Below are 15,580 nucleotides of genomic sequence, written 5' to 3'. Positions count from 1 at the left end.
CCCCGATGGACACCGCCCCGCGCACCCTCCTCATCGCCAATCGCGGCGAGATCGCCGTGCGGATCATCCGCACCGCCCAAGCGCGAGGGCTCACCGCCGTCGCCGTCCGCTCCACCGACGAGGAGGCCCTGGGCGCGGCCGCCGGCCTGCACGTGCAGCTGGCTGACGAGGTCGTCACCCTGCCCGGCCGCGGGGCCGCCGCCTACCTGGACGCCGAGGCCGTCGTCGCCGCTGCTCGTGAGGCCGGCGCTCAGCTCGTGCACCCGGGCTACGGCTTCCTCGCCGAATCCGCCCGGCTGGCGCAGCTGACCGCCGAGGCCGGACTCACCTGGGTGGGCCCCTCCCCCGCCGCTCTGGAACTGTTCGGGGACAAGCGCGCCACGCGGCAGCGGGCCGTCGAGCTGGGCATCCCCGTCCCCGCTGCGACCGGGCTGCTGGAGGGGGACGAGGGGAAGGCCCTGGCCGCAGTGAGTCGACTGCTGTCCGAGCACTCCGCCGGCATCGCGATCAAGGCCGTCGCCGGGGGCGGCGGGCGCGGGATCCGGCTGGTGACGGACCCGTCTGAGCTGGAGCGCGCGCTCACCACGTGCGCCGCCGAGGCCCGGGCCGGGTTCGGCGATGACCGCATCGTCGCCGAGGCCCTCATCACCGGCGCCCGCCACATCGAGGTCCAGGTCCTGGGCACGGCTGACTGTGTCGTCGTGCTGGGCGATCGCGACTGCTCGATCCAGCGCAGACGGCAGAAGCTCGTCGAGATCGCACCCGCGCCGCACCTGAGCGATGATCTGCGCGCCCGCCTCCACGCGGATGCGCAGCGGCTGTGCGCGTCGGCTGGCTATGCGTCGCTCGCGACGGTCGAGTTCCTGGTGACCGGCGAGGACCACGTCCTCCTCGAGGTGAACCCCCGCATCCAGGTCGAGCACACGGTGACCGAGCAGGTGACGGGCCTCGACCTCGTCGACTGCCAGCTCGACGTGGCGCTGGGTGAGGCAGGTGAGTCAGGCGAAGCGGCCGCCCTGGGACACCCGGACGCATCAGAAGGACTGACAGCACCGGAGGCCGAGGGGCCGTCGGCGACCGCTGGCGCATCGGATGTCGCGGCCGCACTGGGCGCGACCGTCGCGCCTCGGGGCTTCGCGGTGCAGCTGCGTGTCGCGGCGGAGACGATCGGCGAGCAGGGCGACCCATCGCCCAGTGTGGGAACCGCGACCGCGGTGCGCTGGCCCACAGGTCCGGGGGTCCGCGTGGATACGTGGGTCGAGGCCGGCAGCCGGGTGACGGGCTCATTCGACTCGCTCCTGGGGAAGATCATCGTGCAGGGCCCCACGCTCGCGGCCGCGCTGCGTGCCGGCGACCGAGCCCTGCGCGAGACCTCGATCAGCGGCCTCGACACGACGGTGGGCCTACTGCGGGCGATCGGCGAGGTCCTGAACCCCGGCGAGGAGACGACGACGTCCTTCGACGAGCAGGTGCAGGAGATCGTCGGGCGAGCGCGGGAGATCGACGCCGAGGATCGCGCAGCGCGCGAGGAAGCGGGAGCCGGCGCAGCGGCAGGTGCCGGTGCAGCGGCAGGTGCCGGTGCAGCGGCCGGCGCTGCGGCCTCGGCGGAGCCCGACCTGGCCCCGGGCGAGGAGCTGCTGCGGGCGCCGCTGACGGGCACGGTCATCGGGCTGGGTGAGGATCCGCGCGAGTACGTGCTGCTCGAGGCGATGAAGATGCACCATCCGGTGCCGGGGCCGGCGGCCGGCCGCGTCCGGCACCTCGTGGCCGTGGGCGATTCCGTCCCCGCCGGGACGCCGCTGGCCGTCCTGTCCTCGGTGACGGGCGACGCGGATGCGGAGACGGACGCGCACGAGCCGCACCCCGGCGTCGCGGAGGTCCAGGAGCGGCACGCAGCCGTCCTCGACGACGCGCGCAAGGACCAGCTGGAGTCAATCCGGGCGCGCGGGCGGCGGACGGCGCGTGAGAACCTCGCGGACCTCGTGGATCCCGGCAGCTTCGTGGAGTACGGACCGCTCATCATCGCCGCGCAGACGCAGCGGCGCAGTGTGGAGGAGCTGATCCGGCGGACCTCGGGCGATGGGCTGCTGGGCGGGACCGCGACCGTCGAGGGGCGCGAGGTCGTCGTCATGAGCTACGACTACTCGGTGCTGGCGGGCACGCAGGGCTCGCGCAACCACAAGAAGACGGACCGGCTCATCCAGTTGGCGGAGCGTCGCGGCGCGCCCCTCGTCCTCTTCGCGGAGGGCGGCGGCGGGCGGCCGGGCGACACGGACCGGGCGCCGTCGATCGGGCTGGGCGTGGAGACGTTCGCGTCGCTGGCGCGGCTGCGGGGGCGGGTGCCGCTCATCTCCGTCGTGTCGGGGCGGACGTTCGCGGGCAACGCGGCGCTGGCTGGGGTGTGCGACCTCATCATCGCGACCCCCGAGGTCAACCTGGGGATGGGCGGGCCCGCGATGATCGAGGGCGGCGGGCTGGGTCGGCATCGACCCGAGGACATCGGCCCCGCGCACGTCCACCTGGCCAACGGGAACATCGACATCCTCGCCGCCGACGAGGCGGACGCGGTCGCGCACGTGAAAGAGGCACTGTCCGCGCTGGTGGGGACGGTGCGCGGGGAGGTGGGTGCGGCCTCGGCGGAGGCGGTCGACGCTTCCCTCGCCGAGGCCGCACGCACCGCCGTGCCCGCGGAGCGGCTGCGCGCCTTCTCGATGCGGACGGCGATCGAGGCCGTCGTGGACCCTGGCACCTTCACGGAGGTGCGGGCCGGATTCGGGGCGGGCGCGATCACGGGGTTCGGCCGGCTCGACGGGCGGGCGTTCGCGCTCATCGGGAACGACAACCACCATCTGGGCGGGGCGATCGACGTCGATGCGGCGCGGACGATGACCCAGCACCTGCGGCTGGCGCAGGACCACGGGGTCCCGGTCGTGTCCTTCGTCGACACGCCGGGCTTCATCGTGGGGCCGGAGGCGGAGCTGGAACCGGGCGTGCGCGCGTTCGGAGATCTGTTCGTGGCGGGCGCGGCGCTCACGGTGCCGTTCGGCGCAGTCGTCATCCGCAAGGGATACGGCTTGGGCGCGATGGCGATGATGGCCGGCAGCGCGGAGGCGCCGCAGTTCACGGTCGCGTGGCCCAGCGGCGAGCTGGGACCGATGGGGCTCGAGGGCGCCGTACGACTGGGGTACGCGAAGGAGCTCGCAGCGATCGAGGACGAGGCGGAGCGTACAGCGGAGGAGGCCCGGCTGGTCGACGAGCTGTACGCGCAGGGGCGGGCGATGAACGCCGCGATGCTCTTCGAGATCGACGACGTCATCGACCCGGCGCTGACTCGGGAGTGGATCCGGACGCTGCTGTGAGGTGAGGGACTGGGCTGGCAGGCGCGGCTGGGCAGGCGAGCCTGTGCGCCCGCCGATGACGGCCTCGGCGGACTTCTCCGGTACAGTAGGACTCTGGTGAACCCGGCGACGGGTTCCCTGCGTCGTTCGGACGCCTCGCATTCGAGCCGCACGCACTGCCCCAGCGGGCCCCGCCTCCACAGGCGCACGGGCTGACCGCGAGCACTGCCGGCTCCCGTTTCCGAAGCACCTCCCCAGCGGCGAACGAGCCCACCATCCGGTGAGGCCCGCCCCTGCCACGCACAGCCTGCGCGCATCCGTGATGCGACGCCGTGCCTCGGCACTTCGAAAGGTCACCCCATCAACGCTTCGCAGTCCTCCTCCGCCCCGACCACGTTCGCGCAGCTGGGCGTTCCCGCCCCGATCGCGCGCGTCCTCGCGGCGGACGGCAAGGTCGATGCCTTCCCCATCCAGCAGGACACCCTGCCCGACACGCTGGGCGGCCGCGACGTCCTGGGCCGCGGCAAGACCGGGTCCGGCAAGACGCTCGCGTTCTCCATCCCCATGGTCGCCCGCCTGGGTGCCACCCGCGACGCCGCGAACCTGCCCAAGCGCCCGCGCGGCCTCATCCTGGCGCCCACGCGTGAGCTCGCGACGCAGATCGACGCGGTCATCAGCCCGCTGGCCCAGGCGTACGGCCTGCGCACCACCACGATCTTCGGCGGTGTGAGCCAGAACCGGCAGATCAACGCTCTGGGGCGCGGCGTCGACATCGTCGTCGCCTGCCCCGGCCGCCTCGAGGACCTGCTCCAGCAGCGGGCGCTCACCCTCGACGCGGTCGAGATCGCGATCCTCGACGAGGCCGACCACATGGCGGATCTGGGCTTCCTGCCCGGCGTCACCCGCATCCTGTCGAAGACGCCCGAGGACGGGCAGCGCCTCTTCTTCTCCGCGACCCTGGACAATGGGGTCGACAAGCTGGTGCGCCGCTTCCTCCACAACGAGGTCATGCACTCGGTCGATGCGCCCGAGTCGCACGTCAGCCAGATGACCCACCACGTCTTCGAGGTCTCGAACGACGACAAGAAGGAGCTCGTCCGGGTGCTGGCCTCCGGCACGGGACGCCGCATCCTCTTCACACGCACGAAGCACCAGTCGAAGCGGTTCGCGAAGCAGCTGACGGCCCAGGGCATCCCCGCCGTCGACCTGCACGGCAACCTGTCCCAGCCGCAGCGCGACCGGAACCTCGCGGCGTTCGGCGAAGGCCGCGTCCGCGTGCTCGTCGCGACTGATGTCGCGGCGCGCGGCGTGCACGTCGATGACGTCGAGCTGGTCGTCCATGTCGATCCGCCGGCCGAGCACAAGGCCTACCTGCACCGCTCCGGCCGCACCGCGCGCGCCGGCAGCGCGGGCGACGTCGTCACGATCATGCTGCCGGAGCAGCGCAAGGACACCCAGGTCCTGCTGCGCAAGGCGAAGGTGAAGGTCACGCCCGTCACCGTCACCCCGGACTCCGCCGAGGTCACCCGCCTCGTGGGCGAGGTCGCTCCCCACGTCGAGCCCGCGCCGCCGGCACAGCCGCAGCAGCAGGGTGGCCGTGGACAGGGTGGCCGTGGACAGGGTGGTCGTGGTGGCCAGAGCGGTAGCGGCGGCCAGGGTGGACGCGGCCGAGGCCGTGGTCGCGGTGGTCAGGGTCAGGGCGCCGGGCAGGAGTCCCGCGCCGGCCAGAGTTCGCGCTCCGATCAGGGCGGACAGTCCCGCGGACAGGGCGGTCGTGGCCAGGGCCAGGGCAACCAGTCGGGCCGCGGTCAGGGCGGCCCGGGTGGACGCGGCAGCCGCGGACGTCGCGGTGGCCAGCGCTCCGCACAGGCCGGCGCGCGCACCCGCTGAGGGTCGCACCTCTGAGGCTCTCGCCCGTCAAGGTCCGCTCCTCTGAGGTCCGCTCCTCCGAGGCTTGCCCTCTGAACTTCTGAATGCAGAAGACCCGCATCCCGTAAAGGGTGCGGGTCTTCGTGCGTCCTCAGCCGGACCGGGTGACCACGGCCGATTCGCCGTCGGCCCTCTCGGCGTCAGCTCTGTCGACGTCAGCACTTCAGCGCCTCCACGGCCCCCGGTTGTCGGGCGACCGATGAGGTCCTGCGGGTCCGTGCTGAAATCGCGGCGTGCCGCACCGTTGACCCGGGCGTCTCCCGCCGCACCGAAGAGGTGTCCGGCGGCCTTCGCGGCCTCGATGATGTTCGTGTGCTGCGCCAGTCGCTGGCCCACCTCGCTGCCGGACACGAGGACCAGGCGGTCCACGCGGCGGCCGCACCCGCCTGATCTCCTCGGCGCACCACGCCATCCCTATACTCGGAATCGACCGGTGCACCCCACGGAAGAGTCAACCGTCACATGACAGGTTTCAACAACGAGCCCCCGCCGCTCACGAACACAGACATCGCGATCCTCAGCACCCTGGGGCTCCAGAAGAAGCTCGATTCGGGCCAGGAGCTCTCGCCCGACGATCTCCAGCTGGTGCCGCGACATATGCTCCGGCCCATCCGACCCCTCATCGATCCGCAGTCCGAGCGAATGGTGGCGTCCGGCCCATGCCGGCTCGTCATCTGGGATTCACCCGGCGACGGGTCGCACAATGCCGCGGGAGCACCGCTGCTCTTCACCGGCACCGCGAATTCCATGGGTATCGCCTACGGCGTGGGCGCCGCCGCGGGCACGGTCGCCATGAACGTCATGGGCGCGCGCAGGGCGAAGCAGGATGCAGTGCAGCGGTGGATGGACTACATCCCCCACGGCGCCGCCACCGTGAGCACCCACGGCTTCTACGTCGAATCGCAGGAGCACGGACTGCTGCACTGGCAGTGGGAACTGTTCAGCACCACCGAATGGATCGAGCCCTCGACTGTCGAGCTGACCCTCCAGACGGACGAGGGGTCCGTCCGGTGCCGGTTCCTGTCCGACTGGGCAGAGCTCGTTTTTGTCTCCTGGGTCCAGGTGTGCCACCCGCAGCATCCGGGGAAGTACACGTGGTTCCACCAGGACTGGATCGAGCGGGTCCGGAACATCACCGGCATCGATCCGTTCACCGAGCAGCCAGTCGACGAGCTGGGCGGCTGACGGCCGGGACGCACCACAGGACGCCCGCTGGGCACGACGCACCCGCGCCACAGGGTCAGGGAACCACCGACAGGTCGTCTCCGTGCAGGACGGCGTGGGAGTCACCCTCGAAGCTGACCTGCACCCGATTCGTGCCGGCGCTCTCCGGCGAGTACCACTCGTCACCGGACACGATGCCCACCCACACGCCCGTAACCAGGGGCAGCACCAGCATGGCAGCGACGACGAGACCGGCCCGACGACTCAGGGCGGGCTGGCCACCGGCGCCGAGGCTGGACCCAGTCGATGCTCCCGCCCCGGCTGCACGTCCTCGTCCGGCGGCCCCGCCTTGTCCGGCCAGTGTTCCCCGCCCGGCCGCGCTCCCCTCAGGTCCCCCGACGGGAACCGGGATGGAGCCTCGCGGCAGGTCGGAGATGAGTCCCTCCAGGTCCCGCAGCGTCGTCGCCTCCTGCAGGAGCTGCAGGCGCACCTCGAAGTCGTCGTCCGTCAGCCGCCCCTGCGCGTATCCCTCGGAGAGGACGTCACGGTAGGCGTCGCGCTGGGCGAACGACGGACGTTCGGAGAGCCGAGGGATCGACATGCCACCATTCTGTCCTATGGCGCGGGGCCTCGGGAGCCGCGTCTCGGCGGGGTTCACCAGTGGTCGGACCGCCGGCCACGGCGCCGCGGGCACTCACCTCATCGCGGCCTCGGGAACAGCTCGCCCCCGAGCTCACCCCACTCGGTGGCTCGCACCCTGGTGACCGTCCGCCAACCAGGGGCCCTGACCGGTGATCTGCTCGCGGATCGTGCGGCCGGGTTGCGGCTCCGCGAGGACCCCGCGCCGGCGCAGCTCCGGCGTGACGTACTGGCCGAACCGCTCCAGATCCGCCGGGCGCACCGCGGCAGAGATGTTGAAGCCGTCGATGTCCGCCTCCTCCATCCAGCGCTCCAGCTCGTCCGCCACGGTCGCGGGCGACCCGACGATGACCGGGCCGCGACCGCCGATCGCCACGAACTCCGCGAGATCCCGCACCGTCCACTTCTTCCCGTCGGACAGAGTCGTGAACGACGCGAGCGCCGAGTGATTCGCCTCCGTCTGCACGTGCTCGATCGTGTCCTCCGGGTCCGCTCCGGCGAGGTCGACGCCCGTCCAGCCGCCGAAGAGGGCGAGCGCGGACTCCGTATCGACGTACGGCGTGTACGACTCGAGTCGCGCCTGCGCCTCCTCGTCCGTGTCCGCCACGACGATCGTCGCGAGCGTGAAGATCTTCACCTCGTCACGGCTGCGCCCGCGCTCCTCGAGGCCGTCGCGAATCCCGTCGACCCACCGGCGGATGAGGCCTGTCGAGCCGCCGGAGAGGAAGATCGCCTCCGCGTGATCGAGCGCGAACTCCTGCCCCCGCTTCGAGGAGCCCGCCTGGAAGAGCAGCGGTGTGCGCTGCGGGCCCGGTGAGGCGAGCGCCTGCCCGGGCACGGAGAACCAGGTCCCCTCGTGTCCGATGTCGTGGACCTTCGCGGGGTCGACGAACACGTTCGCCTCCGCGTCCGCGCGCACGGCATCCGGCTCGAACGACCCCTCGAACAGCTTGTACATGACCTCCAGGTACTCGTCCGCCCGGTCGTACCGCTCGTCGTGCGGGATCTGCCCCGCCATGCCCATGTTCTGCGCCGCGGAGTCCTGGTAGCTCGTCACGATGTTCCACGCGACGCGCCCGTCCGTGAAGTGGTCGAGCGTGCTGAACGTGCGGGCCAGCAGATACGGCTGCTCGTACGTGACGGACGCCGTGATGCCGAAGCCCAGGGTCTGCGTCACCGCCGCCATCGCCGGCACCGCGACGAGCGGATCCAGCAGCGGCACCTGCACCCCACCCCGGTTCGCCGCCGCCCCAGACCCGCCGTAGACGTCGTACACGCCCGGGATGTCCGCCAGGAACAGGGCAGAGAACCCGGCCTCCTCCAGCGTGCGGGAGAGCTCCGTCCAGTAGCTCAGGCTCGTGTACTCGTGCACCCGCGACTCCGGGTGCCGCCACAGGCCGGGCGACTGGTGGACGGGGACCATCATGTCGAACGCGCTCAGCTGGATCGGCTTCTTGGGCGGGGGTGTCATGTGGAGCGGGCCTCCTTCAGGGGCGGGTGGGGTGGGCGGCGTGCCGGTGGGCACCGGCCGCTGCGGTGGCCGGAACAGAGTCCGTGCCCGAGGCCGTGGTCACCGGGGCACTCCGGTGACCACGGCCTCGGCGGTCTGGCCGGCCTCGGCGGTGTCTGTGGCCGTGGCCCGAGCCCGGGCCTCGGCACGAGCCGGGTCGTGGGCGGCGACGGCCGCGATCCCGGAGATCACGCAGAGCAGTGTGAGGTAGCCGCAGATGAGCCACGGGGTCTGGCCGCCGGCGGCGAAGAGGAGAGCGGCGACCATCGGCATGATGCCGCCGCCAATCACGGTGCCCAGCTGGTAGCCCATGTTGACGCCGGAGTAGCGGACCTCGATGGGGAACTGCTCGGCGAACCAGGCGGCCTGCGGGCCGTAGACCGCGTCGTGGGCCAGGTTCATGCCCAGCACGACGACGATCGGCAGGAGGATGAGCGGGCCCGCGTCCAGGAACGCGAAGAACAGCCAGCCGAACACGGCGATGCCGGCGATCCCGAACAGGGTGACGGTCCGGCGGCCCAGCCGGTCGGACACCGCACCCCACAGCGGGCCGGTCACGAGCCCCACGGCCGAGGCGATCATGACCGCCGTGACCCCCGAGGTCGAGTCGCCCCGCTGATCCGCGAGGTACGTGAGCATGTAGACGGTGATGAGGTAGTAGACGCTGTTCTGGGCCAGGCGCAGCCCCACGGTCACGAGCAGGACGCGGGGGTGGCGGGTGACGACCTGCCACAGCGGCTGGTCGGGGACGTTGCCGGATTCCTTGTGCTCGACGAACTCCGGTGCATCCGTCACGCCCAGGCGGATCCACAGGCCGAACGCGATGAGGAGGGCGGACGCCAGGAACGGGATCCGCCACCCGAACTGCTGGAACTGCTCGTCCGTCAGCACCGCCTGGACCGTGAAGAACGCGCTGGTCGCCAGCAGCATGCCAGCGGCGGACCCGATCTGCGTGAACGAGCCGAACAGCCCGCGGCGGCCCACGGGGGCGTGCTCGACGGAGAGGAGGGCGGAGCCGCCCCACTCGGCGCCCGCGGACAGGCCCTGGAAGATGCGCAGCACGACGAGTCCCGCGGCCGCCCACCAGCCGATCGCCTCGAAGGTAGGCATGAGGCCGATGAGCGTCGAGGCGATCCCCATCGTCAGCAGCGAGGCGACGAGCAGCGCCTTTCGGCCCACGCGGTCACCCAGGTGACCTGCGATGATGCCGCCCAGCGGGCGTGCGAAGAAGCCCACGGCCAGAGTCGCGAACGATGCTAGCAGGCTGCCCAGCTCGCTCTCCAGCGGGAAGAACTGGACGTTGAAGATCAGCGCCGCGGCCGTGCCGTAGAGGTAGAAGTCGTACCACTCGATCGTCGTGCCCACGAACGCGGACGCGAGGATCCGCTCCTTGCCCTTGACCGGGTTGCGGGAGGCTGTGCTCACGACTCCGCTCCCGAGGCCGTGGTCGCCTTCGTCGCCGGTGCGTCGCCGATCGCGTTGAGTCCCTGCGGGAGGGTTCCGTTGATCCACCAGTCGCCGATCGCGCGAGCGCGGAAGGCGATCGGGTTGTGGGTCGCGACCGTCTGCGCGTTCCGCCAGTGGCGGTCGAGAGCCTTCGAGGTCGAGGTCGCGGACGCGCCCACCGTGAGGAAGAGGTCCTGGGCGGCACCCAGGGCCAGCTCGGGGACGGTGATCTGCGCGTGCTCGACGGCGATCTCCTCGTAGTGAACGGCCTCGGGAACGGGGACCGAGTGATCGTGGCCGTCCGCACCGGCGGCGATGGCGGCATTGATCCCGTCGTCCAGGACGCGGGCCGTGTGGAGGACCGTCGCCTCCGCTGAGTAGGCCTTCGCGGCGATGCGGCCGGTCGCCTCCTGGATGAGCGGGTCCTCGCGGAACGGCATGCCCAGCCCGGTGTTGAAGGTGCGGGCGCGGCCCGCGATCGTGGCGGCGGCATCACGGCGGGCGGCGCGGGCGATGCCGGCCAGCACAGCCAGGAGGACGAGCTGGAAGAAGGCGGCCTCGTGGATGGCTTCGACGGTGCCGACGACGCGGTCGAAGACGGCGTCCTCGTCGACCGCGACGTCCTCGAACGTCGTCGTGCCGGTGCCGGTGAGCTTCTGCCCGAAGCCGTCCCAGTCGTCGTCGACGCGCACGCCGGGGGCGTCGGTGCGAACGGCGACGAAGCCGCGCCCGTCCTGCCCGGCGATCGCGACGGACACGCGGGTCCAGTCGCTGAAGATGGTGGCGGTCGAGTAGAACTTCTGGCCGTTCAGCCGCCAGCCCGCCTCGGTCCGCGTAAGGACAGTGTTGAGGGTGCCCAGGCGGTTGCCGCCCTTCTCCGTCGACGCGTTGCCCACAGTCTGGCCCGCGAGGACGCGGGGGTACCAGGCATTCTGGATGTGGGGCGGCTGGAAGCGCAGCGCCTCGACGAAGCCGGCGTGGGAGCGGTAGAGGTGGGCGATGTTGGAGTCGGCCTCCGCGAGGTCGACGAGGAGGCGGATGAAGGTCTCGATCGAGGCGCCCGGGCCGCCGTGCTCAGCGGGGACGCGCAGGGTGCCGAAGCCGGCCGAATCGAGTGCGCGGACCTCGTCGAACGGCAGGTCGCGGTGGAGCTCGCGGGCCAGCGAGCCTGCGGCGATGCGGTCGAGGTGGGGCTGGAAGTGCGCGCGCAGCGAGGCGTAGTCGGCGGGCAGTGCGGGCGGCGTGGTTGCCGGGACCCGTCGGGCGGTCCCGGGGGCGGGGGACCCGGGGGCAGTGGTTTCCGTGGCCCTCGCGAATTCTGTGGTGGTCGACATCCGTACTGCGCCTCCTGGACTGGCGCGGCTGTGAGCTGCGCCTCGGGTGAACCGTCGACAGCCGAACGTATCCAGGTGGTGTGTCACGTGACGTCATCCGTGTCACAGAACGACGCGTGGCGTCACAGTCTGACGCGCGAATCTGCGCAGTGGGGGTGGACGTGGGAGGTCGCCCTGACAGACGAGGCCGTCGCTGCGGTGCGCGACCGAGGCGCGCGATCACAGCACAACAACCGCGGTCCCCGCGACGGCACGGTGACACCGTACGGGCGCGGGGGCCGCGTCACAGAGGAGGTCCGCCTCAGGCGGCCAGCGCCTCTGCGGCCGGGGTCGCCGGGCGGCCGATCAGGTCCTCGAGGTCTGTGCTGGCGGTCTCGAGCGCGCCGCCGGCGATCGCGACGTCCCAGCCCGCAAGCATCTGTGCGATCTCGGTGGGCAGGCCCGCGCCCTCGAGCGTCTGCTGGTACTCCTCGACGGACTGGTCGACGTAGGAGACCTCGGCGCCGACGACCGTGCCTATCGCCTGGGCCAGCTCCGGGTAGGTGATCGACGGCTGTCCGCCCAGCTCGTAGGTCTTCCCCGCGTGGCCGTCCGTCGTCACGACGACGGCAGCGGCCTCGGCGTAGTCGCGGCGAGCGGCGCCGGCGACCCGACCCTCACCGGCCGCGCCGAACAGGTGACCGGTCGCGCGAGCCGCATCCAGGTTCGAGGCGTAGTTCTCCCAGTACCAGCCGTTGCGCAGCAGGACGTGGTCGATTCCACTCGAGGCGAGCAGTGCCTCGGTGTCACGGTGCTCGGGGGCCAGGCTGAGCTCCGAGGTCTCCGCGTTCAGCAGGCTCGTGTAGGCGATGAACCCGACACCCGCCGCCTTCGCGGCATCGAGGATGCTCGTGTGCTGCGCGAGGCGTCGGCCCACCTCGCTGCCGGAGACCAGGACGAGCCTGTCGACGCCCCGCAGTGCGGAGGTGAGAGCGGCCGTGTCCTCGTAGGCGGCCTCGGCGACGGTGATCCCGCGCTCGGCCAGGTCCGCGGCCTTCGAGGCCGTGCGGACGATCGCGACGATGTCGCCCGCCGCGACGTCGCGGGCGAGGAGGGAGTCGATGATGTGGCGGCCCAGGTGACCGGCGGCGCCGGTGACTGCGATGCGCATGGTGCGTCCTCTCGTCTGTCGGCGACCCCGTGGCCGCCGTGCTGTGTTGACAGTCAAACACTTCTTTTTCGTTAGTGCAAAGTGTTGGTAAGTGCTTACGATCACGGTACAGTGGTGGGGACGAATGAGGCGGCGATGAGAGCGGAGGACGGCGCTGTGCGTGCGGACGAGGCGATCGGCTCCCCTGGAGGGTTCGGCACGGGCGGATCACCCGCGGACGACCTCGCAGCGGATGCGTTCTCCAGCCGCTGCGCCTCGCGTCCCGCTCTGCAGCACCTGACGGGTAAGTGGGGTGCGCTCACGATGGTCGCGCTGCGGCAGGCGCAGGAGCCCCGGCGTTTCGGCGAGATCCGACGGCGGATCGACGGGATCAGCGACCGCATGCTCTCGCAGACGCTGGGGCAGCTGGAGCGCGACGGCATGGTCGAACGGACCGTGCGCAGCTCGATCCCCCCACACGTCGACTACGCGCTCACCCCACTGGGCCGGCGCATCGCGGAGCCCCTGGAGGCGCTCATCGCGGCGGTCGAGGACGCACTGCCGGCGGTGCTCGACGCGCAGGACGCATACGACCGCTCGAACGGCGAGTGAGCGTGGACGGCGAGTGAGCGTGGATGTCACCAGAGGGTTCCTACACTGACGGAGACGGCGCCCGCACCGCGGCACCGTCATCCGCCACCGGCAGAGGAGCCTGCATGACCGCCGCACCGATCACCGATCCCGCCGCCCTCATCTCGTTCGACTCGCTCCTGACCGAGGAGGAGAAGGCCACCCGCGACCGGATTCGCGCCTTCGTCGACGACCGGCTGCGGCCCCACATCGCGCAGTGGTACGAGGAGGCGCACTTCCCCGTCGAGCTCGTCCCCGAGTTCGCACAGCAGGGCCTGCTGGGCATGCATCTGACCGGGTACGGGTGCGCGGGCCGCTCCGCCGTCGAGTACGGACTCGCCGCCACGGAGCTCGAGGCCTGCGACAGCGGACTGCGCACCTTCGTGTCCGTCCAGGGGTCGCTCGCGATGTCCGCGATCCACAAGCACGGGTCGGAGGAGCAGAAGCAGGAGTGGCTGCCCCGCATGAGCACGGGCGAGGCGATCGGCTGCTTCGGCCTCACGGAGCCCGACTCCGGGTCCGACCCGGGATCGATGACCACGTTCGCCCGCCGCGATGGGGACGACTGGGTCCTCACGGGCCGGAAGCGGTGGATCGGGCTGGCGAGCATCGCCGCGATCTCCGTCGTCTGGGCGCAGACCGATGACGGCGTCCGCGGTTTCCTGGTCCCCACGGACACCCCCGGGTTCTCCGCGACCCCCATCGAGCCCAAGCTGTCCATGCGCGCCTCGATCCAGTGCGACATCGAGATGACGGACGTCCGCCTGCCCGCCGATGCGGTGCTCCCCGGCGCCCAGGGACTGTCCGGGCCGTTCTCGTGTCTGAACGAGGCCCGCTACGGCATCGCGTGGGGTGCGATGGGTGCGGCACGCGACTCTTTCGAGGCGGCGCTGGCCTACACGCGGACCCGCACCCAGTTCGGTCGTCCGCTCGCCGCGTTCCAGCTCACGCAGCGCAAGCTCGTCGACATGGCGCTCGAGATCGACAAGGGCCTCCTGCTGGCACTCCAGCTGGGGCGACTCAAGGACGCGGGGGCGCTGCAGCACCACCAGATCTCCGTCGGGAAGCTCAACAACTGCCGGGAGGCGATCGCGATCGCCCGCGAGGCGCGCACACTGCTGGGCGGCAACGGCATCACACTCGACCACTCGCCGCTGCGGCACGCGACCAACCTCGAGTCGGTCCGCACGTACGAGGGCACGGACGAGGTCCACACCCTCATCCTGGGCCAGCAGCTGACGGGAGAGGCGGCGTTCGCCTGAGCCTGTGGTCCCGCCGCACGTGCACGACGAGCAGCACCGCGACGAGGACGCACAGGACGCACATGACCGAGGCGGCCAGGACGATCCCCGCCCGCATCCCGTACGCGGTCGCGAGTGCGCCAGTCCCCAGTGCCGCGACCGCCTGGAGGGCGTAGGCGACGAGGTAGAGCGTCGAGAGGATCGCACCGCTGCGATCCGGTGGCACGACGGCGCCCAGCAGGCCCAGACCACCCGCGAACCCGAACGCGTACGCCGCACCGCCCACGACGCTGAAGACGAGGAAGAGGCTCACGGTGCCCGCCTCCGCGACTCCCGCCATGAGTCCCATGCTCGCGACCGTCAGTGCCGTGCCGATCCCGATCGACACGGTCGCGGGCACGCCGGCGATCAGCACGCCGGTCAGGCCGATCACCGCGGTCGAGGAGCCCAGCAGGAGGCCGACGACAAGAGTGCTGTCCGTGATCGCGAAGGCACTGATCATCTGCGCGCCCATCGCGAGGAAGATCGCGCCCGCGCAGTAGGCCAGCGACAGCGACATTGTCGCGAGCCAGAAGACGAGGGCCAATCCCTGCGGCAGCTCGGGCCGCTGGGGACGCCAGCGCGGACCGCTCGCCGGCCGGTCGTCCGGCGTCGAGGCGAGCAGGACGGCCACCGCCAGCGCGAGGACGACGAGGACGACGAATCCCCAGACCGTGGGCAGCGGGAGGTACTCCGCGACGACACCGCTGATGACGAGCGCCGCGGTCAGTCCCGTTGCGGTCGAGACCGTCGCCGTGGAGCTCGCGAAGAGCGGCGTCCGCGTCCCCCGGTTGTCGAGGAGCGCGGCGGTCCCCGCACCCATGCCGAGGCCGGTGCCGGCCCCCTGCAGAACGCGCCCCGCGAAGAGGGCGGAGACGTGCGGAGCCGTGGCGAAGAGGACGCCGGAGGCCGCGATGAGGAGGACGGCGGCGATGAGGACGATCCTGCGGCCGAAGCGGTCGGAGAGTCCGCCGAAGAGCGGCAGAACGACGATGAGGGTCAGCTGGTACGTCGCGAACACGGCCGTGACGAGGAAGGGGGTGAGGTCCCACCGCTGGGCGTAGTGCGGGTAGAGCGCACTGGGGGCCCCGCTGGACCAGAGTGCGAGCCCCAGGACGCAGGCCGCGGCCCAGAAGGTCCGGCGGGACCCGACGGGGCGAGGGGCATGCATGACCCCATTG

Annotated in this window: 11 protein-coding genes; 5 read left to right on the top strand and 6 right to left on the bottom strand. The window is 71.5% G+C overall.

Features of this window, described 5'->3' with window-relative positions; translation table 11 throughout:
• The first annotated feature begins 5 nt into the window (after nt 1-5).
• The 3 genes from HGBR_RS12165 (at nt 6) to HGBR_RS12150 (ending at nt 6,452) form a co-directional block, all read left to right on the top strand.
• Nucleotides 6-3,359 carry an acetyl-CoA carboxylase family protein gene (locus HGBR_RS12165; protein WP_019159620.1) on the top strand — a complete coding sequence of 1,118 codons (3,354 nt, stop codon included), beginning with the start codon at nt 6-8 and terminating at the stop codon, nt 3,357-3,359.
• A 339-nt stretch (nt 3,360-3,698) separates the two neighbouring features.
• On the top strand, nt 3,699-5,228 hold the full coding sequence (locus tag HGBR_RS17790; protein WP_040365077.1) for a DEAD/DEAH box helicase: 1,530 nt from the start codon (nt 3,699-3,701) through the stop codon (nt 5,226-5,228).
• Between the two features lie 501 nt (nt 5,229-5,729).
• Nucleotides 5,730-6,452, top strand: a complete 723-nt coding sequence (locus HGBR_RS12150; protein WP_019159617.1) for a hypothetical protein — start codon at nt 5,730-5,732, stop codon at nt 6,450-6,452.
• A 55-nt stretch (nt 6,453-6,507) separates the two neighbouring features.
• On the opposite strand, the gene HGBR_RS19005 is transcribed toward HGBR_RS12150, so the two are convergent.
• The 5 genes from HGBR_RS19005 to HGBR_RS12125 form a co-directional block, all read right to left on the bottom strand.
• Nucleotides 6,508-7,032, bottom strand: a complete 525-nt coding sequence (locus HGBR_RS19005; RefSeq protein ID WP_019159616.1) for a DUF1707 SHOCT-like domain-containing protein — start codon at nt 7,030-7,032, stop codon at nt 6,508-6,510.
• 132 nt (nt 7,033-7,164) lie between these two features.
• Nucleotides 7,165-8,541, bottom strand: a complete 1,377-nt coding sequence (locus tag HGBR_RS12140) for an LLM class flavin-dependent oxidoreductase (RefSeq protein WP_019159615.1) — start codon at nt 8,539-8,541, stop codon at nt 7,165-7,167.
• A gap of 99 nt (nt 8,542-8,640) precedes the next feature.
• On the bottom strand, nt 8,641-10,005 hold the full coding sequence (locus HGBR_RS17780; RefSeq protein WP_019159614.1) for an MFS transporter: 1,365 nt from the start codon (nt 10,003-10,005) through the stop codon (nt 8,641-8,643).
• Nucleotides 10,002-11,360 (bottom strand): acyl-CoA dehydrogenase family protein, encoded by a 1,359-nt coding sequence (locus tag HGBR_RS12130; RefSeq protein WP_019159613.1) that lies wholly within the window; start codon nt 11,358-11,360, stop codon nt 10,002-10,004. Before HGBR_RS12130 ends, HGBR_RS17780 begins: the two co-directional genes overlap by 4 nt.
• Nucleotides 11,361-11,661: 301 nt before the next feature.
• Nucleotides 11,662-12,510: an SDR family oxidoreductase gene (locus HGBR_RS12125; RefSeq protein WP_019159612.1), complete on the bottom strand. Its 849-nt coding sequence runs from the start codon at nt 12,508-12,510 to the stop codon at nt 11,662-11,664.
• 135 nt (nt 12,511-12,645) lie between these two features.
• On the opposite strand from HGBR_RS12125, the gene HGBR_RS12120 reads away from it, so the two are divergent.
• Together HGBR_RS12120 and HGBR_RS12115 are read left to right on the top strand one after the other, a co-directional pair.
• Nucleotides 12,646-13,101, top strand: a complete 456-nt coding sequence (locus tag HGBR_RS12120) for a winged helix-turn-helix transcriptional regulator (RefSeq protein WP_019159611.1) — start codon at nt 12,646-12,648, stop codon at nt 13,099-13,101.
• A gap of 104 nt (nt 13,102-13,205) precedes the next feature.
• Complete coding sequence (locus tag HGBR_RS12115) at nt 13,206-14,381, top strand: acyl-CoA dehydrogenase family protein (RefSeq protein WP_019159610.1); 1,176 nt, start codon at nt 13,206-13,208, stop codon at nt 14,379-14,381.
• Here HGBR_RS12115 and HGBR_RS12110 read toward each other — a convergent pair.
• On the bottom strand, nt 14,338-15,570 hold the full coding sequence (locus tag HGBR_RS12110; protein WP_019159609.1) for an MFS transporter: 1,233 nt from the start codon (nt 15,568-15,570) through the stop codon (nt 14,338-14,340). The two genes, HGBR_RS12115 and HGBR_RS12110, sit on opposite strands and share 44 nt — an antisense overlap.
• Between the last annotated feature and the right edge of the window lie 10 nt (nt 15,571-15,580).

The sequence above is a fragment of the Brevibacterium senegalense genome (assembly GCF_000285835.1).
Lineage (GTDB): Bacteria > Actinomycetota > Actinomycetes > Actinomycetales > Brevibacteriaceae > Brevibacterium > Brevibacterium senegalense.
The sequence above is the reverse complement of the archived record's forward strand: the minus strand, read 5'-3'. Positions and strand labels throughout refer to the sequence as shown.